At 29.2% G+C, this 12,839-nt stretch carries 9 protein-coding genes; all 9 read left to right on the top strand.

The window, feature by feature from the left end; all coding sequences use genetic code 11:
- Positions 1–318 precede the first annotated feature (318 nt).
- Positions 319–2,706 (top strand): stage II sporulation protein E, encoded by a 2,388-nt coding sequence (gene spoIIE, locus HMPREF0216_RS11710; RefSeq protein WP_005214508.1) that lies wholly within the window; start codon positions 319–321, stop codon positions 2,704–2,706.
- Positions 2,707–2,852: 146 nt separating this feature from the next.
- Complete coding sequence (tilS, locus tag HMPREF0216_RS11705; RefSeq protein ID WP_005214507.1) at positions 2,853–4,247, top strand: tRNA lysidine(34) synthetase TilS; 1,395 nt, start codon at positions 2,853–2,855, stop codon at positions 4,245–4,247.
- A gap of 4 nt (positions 4,248–4,251) precedes the next feature.
- Positions 4,252–4,791 (top strand): hypoxanthine phosphoribosyltransferase, encoded by a 540-nt coding sequence (gene hpt / locus HMPREF0216_RS11700; RefSeq protein WP_005214505.1) that lies wholly within the window; start codon positions 4,252–4,254, stop codon positions 4,789–4,791.
- Positions 4,792–4,833: 42 nt separating this feature from the next.
- Entirely contained in the window at positions 4,834–6,636 is a 1,803-nt protein-coding gene (ftsH, locus tag HMPREF0216_RS11695) for an ATP-dependent zinc metalloprotease FtsH (RefSeq protein ID WP_005214503.1), read from the top strand.
- A 258-nt stretch (positions 6,637–6,894) separates the two neighbouring features.
- The gene (locus HMPREF0216_RS11690; RefSeq protein ID WP_005214501.1) at positions 6,895–8,565 is read left to right on the top strand and encodes a formate--tetrahydrofolate ligase; all 1,671 of its coding nucleotides are present in this window, start codon (positions 6,895–6,897) and stop codon (positions 8,563–8,565) included.
- 131 nt (positions 8,566–8,696) lie between these two features.
- Positions 8,697–9,476, top strand: coding sequence for a type III pantothenate kinase (locus tag HMPREF0216_RS11685; RefSeq protein WP_005214499.1), 780 nt, complete (start codon positions 8,697–8,699; stop codon positions 9,474–9,476).
- A 5-nt stretch (positions 9,477–9,481) separates the two neighbouring features.
- Positions 9,482–10,456, top strand: a complete 975-nt coding sequence (dusB, locus tag HMPREF0216_RS11680; protein WP_005214498.1) for a tRNA dihydrouridine synthase DusB — start codon at positions 9,482–9,484, stop codon at positions 10,454–10,456.
- 185 nt (positions 10,457–10,641) lie between these two features.
- The gene (gene greA, locus HMPREF0216_RS11675; protein WP_040419806.1) at positions 10,642–11,124 is read left to right on the top strand and encodes a transcription elongation factor GreA; all 483 of its coding nucleotides are present in this window, start codon (positions 10,642–10,644) and stop codon (positions 11,122–11,124) included.
- Between the two features lie 15 nt (positions 11,125–11,139).
- Positions 11,140–12,645 carry a lysine--tRNA ligase gene (lysS, locus tag HMPREF0216_RS11670; protein WP_005214495.1) on the top strand — a complete coding sequence of 502 codons (1,506 nt, stop codon included), beginning with the start codon at positions 11,140–11,142 and terminating at the stop codon, positions 12,643–12,645.
- Positions 12,646–12,839: the final 194 nt, after the last annotated feature.

Below are 12,839 nucleotides of genomic sequence, written 5' to 3'. Positions count from 1 at the left end.
TAAAATAATTATTTTCCTCCTACTCGATTTAAATAAATATTATATGAAGTAAATTAACTATATATTACATAGTTTTAATTAAAAATAGCGATAGAAAATGAATTTTTACGACAAAAAAATATTTTCTATCGCTTTTTTTATTAAACACAAAAATGGAAATAATAGTAAATAATGAATTGTAGATGAAAAATAAAGATAATTTAATCATAAAAGAAGGATTGGTGTCTTACGAAAAAATAATATAAGGACAGTAAGTGACAAAATAATTTTACATAAAATGGTATTATTTAATAAGAAAAGAGAAGGGCGGGTGGACTTATGCAATATGGAGTTGATATACCTACATATAAAAGAAAAGAAAATAAAAAAAGTAAAAAGAAAACTAATGTTAAAAATATCTCAGTAAAGATAGGTGCAATTATTATTCTAGGTTTTATGCTTAGTAGAGTTGGATTTGGATTCATAGATGGACTATATTTAGCTCCATTTGGATTAGGATATTTAATAAGTGTAATTAAGAAAAGTAATATAAAAGAATCTACAATAGCTTTTTTATCTGTAGCTTTAGGATATTTAAGTCAATACTTAATAAATAGAGACATAATAATATATATATCAATTGCAGCTGCTATTTTAGGTATAAAATATATAAGTAGCTTAACCAAAAAAGAGGTACAGATTAAAAATTGTTTTGCAATTGTAATTGCAATGTTTGTAGGTTTACAATGCCTATTAGGTAATCAAGATATTAGTATAAATATATTTTTTTCATTAGTAAAATCTTTAATTGTAATACCGGTATTCTTTATGATTAATTACGGTGTTAATTGTATGAAAGAAATTAATAGTAATTATTTTTATTCTACTGAGGAATTAATAAGTTTAGCAATATTAGTATGTTTAATTATAACTGGAGTAGGGGAATTTAATATAGCAGGTATTGCTATAAGAGATGTATTGGCATTAGCAGTTATAATAACAGTTGCTTATGCTGCAGGAAGTAATGCTGGAGCTGTTCTTGGGGTTACTATGGGATTAATAATAGGAGTAGGAAATAATGATATAATGATATCAACTACTTTATATGGAATTTGTGGATTGGTTGTTGGGCTCTTTACTGAAACAGGTAAGATATTTTCTATACTGGCATATTTTGTTGTAAGTTTTATTGTAATGACATATTCTAATAATCTTAATTCAACTATGATTATTCAAATAGCAGCATCAGCATTGATAATGGCGTTAATACCTAAAAATGTAATAAAAAAATTGTTATCAGAACTTAATAATGATGAAAAAAGTAAAGTAATTAGTGATGCTCAAATAGAGGGAATTAAATCTGAATTTGTAGATAGGCTAGAAGTGTTAAGAGGTTCATTAGTAGCTATTTCTAGTTCGGTAGAAAATTTATCAGGAAATGAAAAGTTATTATTAAAAAATAAAGGAACGGCATTAGTTGAAAATTTAGCTGATAGAGTTTGTCAAGAGTGTGAAATGAATAGTAAGTGTTGGGGAAGAGAATTGCATACTACATTTAGTCAGTTTGGAGAGCTTATGCAATCATGTGAAAATAAAAATGCATATTTACCAAAAACACTTGATAAAAAATGTGTAAAGAGAAATACTTTATTGAAAAATGCTGAGGAGTTATATTCAACTTATACTGTTAATGAAGCTTTAAAATCAAGATTGATGGAAGCTAGAAGTATTTTAGCAAGCCAAATGTCTAATATGTCTTTTGCTGTTACAAATATATTAAAAGACTTTAATCAAAATGTTGATAGTTGTTTAGAAGTAGATAAACTTTTAAGAAAGACTTTAGCAAAAAATAAGATTAGATATATTAATATATATTCATTTGTTGATACAAATGGAAGACTTAAAATAAAAGTTAAGGTTGATAGTTATGATGGTGAAAATTATTGTAGGAAGCAAATTTTACCTGTAATTAGTAATTTGATTAAAACGCCATTATATATAGGAGAAAAGGGATGTGTAATTGATCCAAGTACAAATGAGTGTTCTGTAATTATAGAAGAAACACCTAAATATCATATTTCTTCATATGTTGCATTTGAAATTAAAGATGGGGAAAAGTATTCAGGAGATAGTTATAGTTTTGGAGATAATAAGTCAGGGCAATATGTAACTATAATAAGTGATGGTATGGGATCAGGACCAGAAGCAGGATTAGAAAGCGGGGCTGCAATAGATTTAATTGAAAGATTTATAGATGGTGGATTTAGTGAAACTACAATGTTAAATACCGTAAATGCAGTTATGGGAATGAAGTTTAGCGAAGATGAAAAATTTACAACTTTAGATATGAATATTATTGATTTATATACTGGAGATGCTAAATTTATTAAGGTTGGTGGATCCATGAGCTTTATAAAACATGGAAATGAAGTTGAAGTAATAAGTAATTCTACATTACCTTTTGGAATAGTAGATACAATAAATGTAACGCCTATAAAAAAGAAGGTTAAACAAGGTGATATAATAATTACAGTAAGTGATGGAATTGTTGATGTAGATAGAGATAATTTGGGAGATTATAATTGGATAGTAGAATATTTAAAGGATGGACCTAACAATCCAGAAGCATTATCACGAGAAATAATAGATAAAGCTAAAAAAATAAGTGGTGGAAGAGTATTAGATGACATGACTATTGTAGTATCTAAATTATATTCTTCATATTAATAAAAGTGCTCAATAGAGCACTTTTATTAATAATAATTGTATTTATTATGCAAAATATAGAAAGTAGTGAGTTATAATATTTACATTGAAAAAATGTAAATGTATTATAAAAGATATAAGAAACGATTTATAGGAGAATATAAAAGGTGTTAAAAAAAGTAGAAGAATACGTTATAGAAAATAAATTAATAAAAGCAAAAGATAAGATTTTGGTTGCACTATCAGGTGGACCAGATTCAGTATGTTTATTACATATTTTATATAAATTAAAAGAAGTATTGGATATTGAAATTGGTGCTATCCATATAAATCATCTTTTAAGAGGTGAAGAATCTGAGGGGGATGAAAGGTACATAAAAGATTTATGCGATAAATTAGGAATAAAATATTATGTAAAAAGAATAGATATAGAATATATTGCTAATAGCACAGGAGTATCTTTAGAGGTTGCAGGTAGAAATGAGAGATATAAAGCTTTTGAAGAAATAAGAAATGAGTATAATTACAATAAAGTAGCAGTAGCTCATAATGCCAATGATCAAGCAGAAACTGTACTTATGAGAATGATGAGAGGAACAGGACTTGAAGGATTAACAGGAATAAAGGCAAAAAGAAAAGATGGAATTATACGACCTATATTATGTTTAAATAGGTATGAAATTGAAAAATATTGTGAAGATAATGAACTCAAACCAAGAATTGATGCCAGTAATTATGAAAGAGTTTATAGTAGAAATAAGGTTAGATTAGATATATTACCATATATGAAAGAGAATTTTAATAAAGACATTATAGAAACTTTAAATAGAATGGTTTTATTATTACAAAAAGACAATGAATTTATAGAAGAATATTCCAAAAAATGTTATGATATATATTGTAGTAAGAAAAATGATGCAATTATTATAAGAAAAGAAATTTTTAAAGATGAACTTGAGGCTATTAATACTAGAGTTGTTAAAATGGCATTCAAGAAAGTTTCTAAATCTGACCAGAACTTTGAAATGAAGCATATATACAAAATTATAGAATTATCTAACGGAGAAACTGGTAAGCAAATTTCACTAACTAATAATATAGTATGTGAAAATATTTATGGGGATGTACTTTTAAGTTTAAAAGATAATAATAAGAAAACATGCAAAGATAAATTTATAAGTATTAATAAGGAAAAAATATCAGATAATATTGAGTTTGAAAATTACATAGTAAAATTTAATGTTATTGATTCGCAAAAAAAAATAGAATTTTCTAAAGATGACTTAATAAAATTTTTTGATTATGATAAGATAAAAAAGGAAATTATTATAAGAAATAGGAGAGATGGAGACAAAATAATTCCACTTGGTATGAATGGAAGTAAAAAAATAAAAGATATATTTATTGATTTGAAAATACCTAGAGAGGAAAGAGGAAATATACCAATAGTATGTTTTGATGACAAAATTGCTTGGGTAGTAGGACTTAAAACCTCTCAAGAATATAAAGTTACTAATAGTACTAAAAAGATATTAAAAATTATGTTTGACAAAAGGGGATAGAAAAATGCTACAAGATATTGAAAGAGTATTGTATAGTGAACAACAGATAAAAGATAAAATTTCAGAATTAGCCAAAAGGATAAGCAATGACTATGAAGGTAAAGAACTTTTAGTGGTTGGAGTACTTAAAGGTTCTGTAATATTTGCAGCTGAATTGATAAAAAATATAACTATACCATGTGAAATTGATTTTATGGCTGTTTCAAGTTATGGAAATTCTTCAGAAACAACAGGTGTTGTTAGAATACTTAAGGATTTAGATCATGAGGCATGTGGAAAAGATATACTTATAGTTGAAGATATTGTAGATAGTGGAGTAACATTAGATTATTTATTAAATTATTTAAGAGCAAGAAAAGCAAATTCTGTAGAAATTGTTTCTCTTTTAACTAAGCCATCTAGAAGAAAAGTTGATATTGATGTTAAATATGTAGGGTTTGAATCGCCTGATGAGTTTTTAGTAGGATATGGACTTGATTATGCAGAAAAATATAGAAATGTACCATTTGTTGGGGTCTTAAAAAGAGAAGTATATGAAAAATAAAAAATGATATAAAATAAGTACTAGAGGAAAGGGGGGCCTTGAATGAAAAAATATTCAAGTGCAACAGTTTGGATAATAGCTTTTGTATTATTATTTTTATCAGCTTCATTTCTTTTAAATGGAAATAAAGCTTCAGATAGAATAGTATTCAGCGATTTCCAACAAAAATGGATAAATGATGAAATTGAGAAAATAAGTGTGCAACCAGATAAGATGCTTATAACTGGTGAAACAAGAGATGATAAAAAATTCACTGTATATGCACCAGACACTATGTTAGAAATGCTTAATAGTGAGTATACAAAAGATGATGTTAGTATTGAATATATACCAGCATCAAATAATAGTTTTTTATTTAGTATAATACCAACGATATTAATTGTTATAATGTTTTTAGTATTTATTTTTTACTTTACTCAACAATCACAAGGTGGTAGCAGTGGAAAAGGTGTTATGAATTTTGGAAAAAGTAGAGCAAAAATGATGTCGCCAGATGCTAAAAGAGTTACCTTTGATGATGTTGCAGGAGCAGATGAAGAAAAAGCTGAACTAGAAGAAATAGTTGACTTTTTAAAATCACCAGCAAGATACACAGAAATGGGTGCAAGAATACCTAAAGGTGTTTTATTAGTTGGTCCTCCGGGAACAGGTAAGACATTACTTGCTAAAGCAATTGCTGGAGAAGCAGGAGTACCTTTCTTTAGTATTTCGGGATCAGATTTTGTTGAAATGTTTGTAGGTGTTGGTGCATCAAGAGTTAGAGATTTGTTCGAGCAAGCAAAGAAAAACTCACCAGCGTTAATATTTATAGATGAAATTGATGCAGTTGGTAGACAAAGAGGTGCAGGTCTTGGCGGAGGTCACGATGAAAGAGAACAAACTCTTAATCAATTACTTGTTGAAATGGATGGATTTGGTGCAAATGAAGGCATAATAATGATAGCAGCAACAAATAGACCAGATATATTAGATCCAGCATTACTTAGACCAGGTAGATTTGATAGACAAATTGTAGTGCAAAGACCAGATAGAAAAGGTAGAGAAGCTGTGCTAGAGGTTCATACAAAGAAGAAACCATTATCACCAAATGTTAGCTTAGAAATTTTAGCGAAGAGAACTCCAGGATTTAGCGGAGCTGATTTAGAAAATCTAGCAAACGAAGCAGCGCTTTTAGCTGTTAGAAAGAATAAAAAAGATATTGGAATGGATGAATTTGAAGAAGCTATAACTAGAGTAATAGCTGGACCTGAGAAAAAGAGTAGAGCAATTAGTGAACACGATAGAAAGCTTACAGCTTATCATGAAGCAGGGCATGCAGTTGTTATGAAATGCTTAAAGCATTCAGACCCAGTCCATGAAATAAGTATTATTCCAAGAGGTATGGCTGGTGGATATACTATGCATTTACCAACGGAAGATAGAGCATATACATCTAAGGAAAAATTACAAGATGAAATGGTAGGTCTTCTTGGTGGAAGAGTTGCTGAAAAGTTAATTTTAGGGGACATAAGCACAGGAGCTAAAAATGATATTGATAGAGCTAGTGCTATAGCTAGAGCTATGGTAATGGAATACGGAATGAGTGATGAAATAGGGACTATCTCATATGGAACTGATAGCAATGAGGTATTCTTAGGAAGAGATCTTGGAAGAGGTAGAAACTTTAGTGAAGAAATTGGAGCTAAAATTGATAAAGAAGTTAAATCATTTATAGAAATTGCATATGATAGAGCTGAAGACCTTCTAAAAACAAATATTAATAAGCTTCACGCTGTTGCTAATGAATTATTAGATAAAGAAAAAATTGATGGAAAAGAATTCGAGATGATTTTTGATGCAAATTAAAATAAAGAGGTAGCCAAAAGGCTACCTTTTTTATTTATATTTCTAGTTATAAAAACTTATATATTACTATCGATATAAATGAACAGTGAATTTAGTTTTACAAATAACGAATTTAAATTAAATAATAGATATAAAAATATGAATATATACGAATATTTAAATTTGAAAAATCAAAAATATTCGATTTATGTTTAAAAAATACATTTCTGGTGATATAATTAGATATATTATTAAATTAGAATTAAGGAGGTTGTCATTATGAAGAGTGATATTCAAATAGCTCAAGAGGCAAAAATGGAGCCTATAGTAAAGATTGCAGAACAATTAAATTTAGGTGAAGATGATATAGAGCTTTATGGCAAATATAAATGTAAAATTTCATTAGATGTTTTAGATAAAAATAAAGACAAAAAAGATGGGAAATTAGTTTTAGTAACAGCGATAAATCCAACACCAGCAGGTGAAGGGAAATCTACAGTTACAGTAGGTCTTGGGCAAGCATTAAATAAAACTGGGAAGAAAGCAGTTATTGCATTAAGAGAACCATCATTAGGACCTGTATTTGGAATAAAAGGTGGAGCAGCAGGTGGTGGATATGCTCAAGTTGTGCCAATGGAAGACATAAATCTTCATTTTACAGGTGATATGCATGCAATTACTACTGCTAACAATTTATTATGTGCAGCAATAGATAATCATATTCATCAAGGCAACACTTTAAAAATAGATTCAAGAAGAATTATATTTAAAAGAGTTATGGATATGAATGATAGAGCGTTAAGAAGTGTAGTAGTTGGAATGGGTGGAAAATTAAATGGTTTCTTAAGAGAAGATGGATTTATGATAACTGTTGCTTCTGAGATAATGGCTATTCTTTGTTTAGCCACTGATTTGAATGATTTAAAAGAAAGAATGGGTAATATTTTAATTGCATATGATTTAGATGGAAATCCAGTCTATGCAAAACAATTAGAAGTTCAAGGTGCTATGGCTTTATTAATGAAAGATGCTGTAAAGCCTAACTTAGTTCAAACACTAGAAAATACTCCAGCTATAATTCATGGAGGACCTTTTGCAAACATAGCTCATGGATGTAACTCTATTTTAGCTACTAAAATGGCATTAAAACTTGGAGATGTTGTTGTAACAGAAGGTGGATTTGGAGCAGACCTTGGAGCAGAAAAGTTTCTAGATATTAAATGTAGATATGGTGATTTGAAACCAAATTGTGTAGTAATTGTTGCTACAATGAGAGCTTTAAAGCATCATGGAGGAGTTAAAAAGGAAGAGTTAAATACTCCTAATGTTGAGGCTTTATCTAAAGGAATAGTTAATTTAGAAAAGCAAATAGAAAATATGCAAAAGTATAATGTACCAGTAGTTGTTGCTATAAATAAATTCTTGACAGATTCAGAGGAAGAAGTAGAATTTATTAAAGATTTCTGTGGAAAATTAGGGGTGAAGGTTGCACTAAGTGATGTATGGGCAAAAGGTGGAGAAGGTGGACTTGAATTAGCTAATATAGTTAATGATGTATTAGAAAATGAAGAGTCAAACTTTGAAGTATTATATGATGAAAAGCAGAGTATTAAGGATAAAGTATTAACTATTGCCAGGGAAATATATGGGGCTAAGAATGTTTTATATACACCAGCAGCAAATAAGCAAATTGCAGAAATCGAAAAATTTAATTTAGACAAATTACCGATTTGTATGGCAAAGACACAATATTCATTATCAGATAATCCATCACTTCTAGGAAGACCAGAAGGATTTGATATAACTGTTAAAGAAGTAAGGGTTTCAAATGGAGCAGGATTTATTGTTGTATTAACTGGTGATATTATGACAATGCCAGGCTTACCTAAAGTTCCAGCAGCTAATAGAATGGATATTCTAGAGAACGGAGAAATAGTAGGATTATTTTAGGTTTTAAAATTTACAACACTTGACAAATAATATGTAATTGTTAAAATTAAAGTATTAGTTTTAATTACTGTACAATATTAAAATAAAGGCAGCTTTAGGGCTGCTTTTAATTATGTTAAGGTGGTGCGTTTATGATTCTACTGGTAGATGTGGGGAATACTAATATAGTTATAGGTGTATATAAAGATAATAACTATATAGCAGGATGGAGACTTTCAACAGATTCAAAAAAAACTTCGGATGAATATGGAATTCAAATGATGCAATTATTCCATCAAAATGATTTAAATCCTAAAGAAGTAGAAGGTATAATAATATCTTCAGTTGTGCCAAATATAATGCATTCTTTAGAAAATATGGTTAAAAAGAATTTTGATATAAATCCTATAATAGTTGGACCTGGGGTAAAAACAGGAATCAATATAAAATATGATAATCCAAAAGAAGTTGGAGCAGATAGAATAGTAAATGCAGTTGCTGCTCATGAGATATATAGAAGAGATGTAGTAATAATAGATTTTGGTACAGCAACTACTTATTGTGCTGTTACAGAAAATGGGAATTACTTGGGAGGATGTATATGCCCAGGAGTAAGAATCTCTTCAGATGCTTTATTTGAAAGAGCTGCAAAGCTACCAAGAGTTGAATTAGAATTACCAAAGAGTATTATATGTAAGAATACGGTTTCAAGTATGCAAGCAGGGATTCTTTATGGATATATAGGGCAAGTTGAGTATATAGTTAATAAAATAAAAAGTGAAATGATTTCTATGGGATTTGAAAAGCCTTATGTTATTGCAACTGGTGGATTAGCAAATCTTATAGCAAAATCTACAGATGTTATAGATAAAGTAGATTCAAGTTTAACATTAGAGGGGTTAAGAATAATTTACGATAAGAATAAGGAGTAAAATTTATGAAAATAGGAAACCTTAATTTCGAAAAAAGTGTTTTCTTAGCACCTATGGCAGGCGTTACAGATATTTCTTTTAGAGGATTATGTAAGGAAATGGGATGTGGACTTGTCTATACTGAAATGGTTAGTGCAAAGGCATTATATTATGGAAGTGAAAACACCCAAGCACTTCTTAGAATAGCAGAAGAAGAAAAGCCAGTAGCTGCTCAAATTTTTGGAAATGATCCCAAAATAATGGCTGAAGTAGTAGAAAAGCATTTTAATCCAATGGATGATGTGTGTATATTAGATATAAATATGGGATGTCCTGCACCAAAGATAACTAAAAATGGTGAGGGATCAGCATTGATGTTAAATCCCAAACTTGCCGGTGAAATAGTTAGCTCTATTAAAAAGGTTTCTAATAAACCAGTTACTGTTAAGTTTAGAAAAGGATATGATGAAAATAATATTAATGCAGTAGAATTTGCAAAGATGATGGAGTATTCAGGAGCAGATGCAATAGCTATACATGGAAGAACTAAAAAACAGATGTATGAAGGTAAGGCAGATTGGGATATAATAGCTAAGGTAAAGAGGTCTGTTGATATTCCAGTTATAGGTAATGGAGATGTATTTACTCCAGAGGATGCTTTAAGAATGAAGGAAATAACTAACTGTGATGCTATAATGATAGCAAGAGGTAGTATGGGAAATCCTTGGTTATTTAATCAAATAGAGAAGACCCTAAAAGGAGAGGAAGTTATTCCAGTTACAGCTGAAGAAAAAATAAATATGTGTATAAGACATTATGAGTTAGCTGTTAAATATGATGGTGAATATAAAGCTGTTAGAGAAATGAGAAAACATGCATCCTGGTATATTAAGGGTCTACCGCAAAGTAGTGAGGTTAGAAATATAATGAATACTCTTACTACTACTAATGAAGTTATTAGTATGTTAGAGAAGTATAAAAAAGAATTAATTAATTTTTAAATTTATAGGAATAAAAAGTTAATTAAAGGAATAATATAATGAAAATTAGATGATTATTAAATAGTTAGTTATTTTGTTGACAGATGAAATAGGCTGATTTATAATATTTAAAATGATTTTAAGATTATTAAACTAAAATGTTCAATAAGATATTGAATATAGTTAAGTTTGAAGGGGAGAAAGATATGAGTCAAACAAAAAAATTCATAATGACTTACGAAGGTGTTAAAAAACTTGAAGAAGAGTTAGAATATTTAAAAACAGTTAAGAGAAAAGAAATTACTGAAAAAATAAAAGTTGCTTTAGGATACGGAGATTTAAGCGAAAACTCTGAATATGATGAAGCTAAAAACGACCAAGCTTTTACAGAAGGAAGAATAATTCAATTAGAAAACATGCTTAAAAATGCTGTTGTAGTTGATGAAAGTGAAATTCCAAAAGATAAGGTTTCAGTTGGATCAATAGTTAAGGTTATGGACTATGATTTTGATGAAGAAGTTGAATATTCAATAGTTGGTTCAGCAGAAGCTGATCCAATGAATTTTAAAATATCAAATGAATCACCAGTAGGTAGTGCATTATTAGGTAAAAAAGTTGGAGATGTAGTTGAAGTTGCAGTTCCAAATGGAGTAAGTAAGTTTGAAGTCTTAGAAATAAGAAGAGACTAATTGGAGGTATAGTGAATGTCAACGGAAGAAATGAATATTCAAGAACTAGAGTCACAATTTAATGAGCAAGAAAGATTAAGAAGAGAGAAACTAGTTCAATTACAACAAGAAGGAAAAGACCCATTTGATGTATATAAAGTTAATAGAACACATAGTTCTCAAGAAGTAAAAGATAACTTTGATACTTTAGAAGGTAAAGAAGTTACTGTTGCAGGTAGAATTATGTCTAAGAGAGGACAAGGAAAAGTTGTTTTCTCAGATATACATGATAGAGATGGAAAGATTCAATTATTCATAAAGATAGATGAAGTTGGAGAAGAAGCTTTAAAGCAATATAAAACTAATGACTTAGGTGATTGGGTTGCATGTACTGGAGAAGTTTTCAAAACTAAAACTGGAGAAATTTCAGTTAAAGCTAAAACTATAGAATTAATATGTAAATCTTTAAAACCACTTCCAGAAAAGTGGCATGGATTAAAAGATCCAGATTTAAGATATAGACAAAGAGAAGTAGATATAATAACTAACCCAGAAGTTAAAACTACTTTTATGAAGAGAACTCAAATTATAAAAGGAATAAGAGAATTCTTAGATAACAGAGGATTTTTAGAAGTTGAAACTCCAATGCTTGCAACTATTGCTGGAGGAGCTTCTGCTAGACCATTTATAACTCACCACAATACATTAGATTTAGATATGTTCTTAAGAATAGCTCCAGAGTTATACTTAAAGAGATGTATTGTTGCAGGATTTGAAAAAGTTTATGAATTAGGAAGAACTTTCAGAAACGAGGGAATGTCAGTAAGACATAACCCAGAGTTTACTATGATTGAATTATATCAAGCATTTGCAGATTATAATGATATGATGGAATTAACTGAAAATATGGTTGCTGAAGTTTGTAAGAAGGTTAATGGAACTACTAAGGTTACTTACCAAGGTACTGAAATTGACTTTATGCCACCATGGAGAAGAATAACTATGGTTGATGCAGTTAAAGAATATGCTGGAATAGACTTCAACGAAATCAAAACAGATGAAGAAGCTCAGGCTATTGCTAAAGAAAAACACTTAGAATTCCCAAAACCATTAAATACTGTAACTAAAGGTGAAGTATTAAATATGTTATATGAGGAATACTGTGAAGAACACATGATTCAACCAACATTTATTATAGATTATCCAGTTGAAATTTCGCCTCTTACTAAGAAGAAGAGAGGAAATGAAATGTTCACTGAAAGATTTGAGGGATTCGTATTTGGTAGAGAGTTATGTAATGCATACTCTGAATTAAATGATCCAATAGTTCAAAGAGAAAGATTTGCTCAACAAGAAAAGGAAAGAGAACTTGGTGATGATGAAGCTTACATGATAGATGAAGAATTCATGAGCGCATTAGAAACAGGGATGCCACCAACAGGTGGACTTGGAATAGGAATAGATAGATTAATAATGTTCTTAACTGACTCTGCTTCAATAAGAGACGTTATATTATTCCCAACAATGAAACCAATAAACTAGTTAAAAGGCCACCTGAATAGGTGGCTTTTTGTATATGTAAACTAAATATATACTAATTAGATTTAATTTAAAATTTAATTATTAAGTTGATTAATAATAAAAATAAAAAATATATAAAAAAAGTATTGCATTTTACATAAAAACTGTTATAATTAATTATGCAATGATATTCCGCGATAGCTCAATGGTGGAGC

This window comes from Clostridium celatum DSM 1785 (genome assembly GCF_000320405.1).
In the GTDB taxonomy this organism is placed as follows: Bacteria; Bacillota; Clostridia; order Clostridiales; family Clostridiaceae; genus Clostridium; species Clostridium celatum.
Note: the sequence above shows the minus strand (reverse complement) of the source record. Positions and strands in the feature narration are given on the sequence as shown.

Bases quoted from the DNA above. Each gene is read 5' to 3' on its own strand.
- spoIIE (WP_005214508.1), top strand. From the start codon at position 319: ATGCAATATGGAGTTGATATACCTACATATAAAAGAAAAGAAAATAAA.
- hpt (WP_005214505.1), top strand. From the start codon at position 4,252: ATGCTACAAGATATTGAAAGAGTATTGTATAGTGAACAACAGATAAAA.
- ftsH (WP_005214503.1), top strand. From the start codon at position 4,834: ATGAAAAAATATTCAAGTGCAACAGTTTGGATAATAGCTTTTGTATTA.
- HMPREF0216_RS11690 (WP_005214501.1), top strand. From the start codon at position 6,895: ATGAAGAGTGATATTCAAATAGCTCAAGAGGCAAAAATGGAGCCTATA.
- HMPREF0216_RS11685 (WP_005214499.1), top strand. From the start codon at position 8,697: ATGATTCTACTGGTAGATGTGGGGAATACTAATATAGTTATAGGTGTA.
- dusB (WP_005214498.1), top strand. From the start codon at position 9,482: ATGAAAATAGGAAACCTTAATTTCGAAAAAAGTGTTTTCTTAGCACCT.
- greA (WP_040419806.1), top strand. From the start codon at position 10,642: ATGAGTCAAACAAAAAAATTCATAATGACTTACGAAGGTGTTAAAAAA.
- lysS (WP_005214495.1), top strand. From the start codon at position 11,140: ATGTCAACGGAAGAAATGAATATTCAAGAACTAGAGTCACAATTTAAT.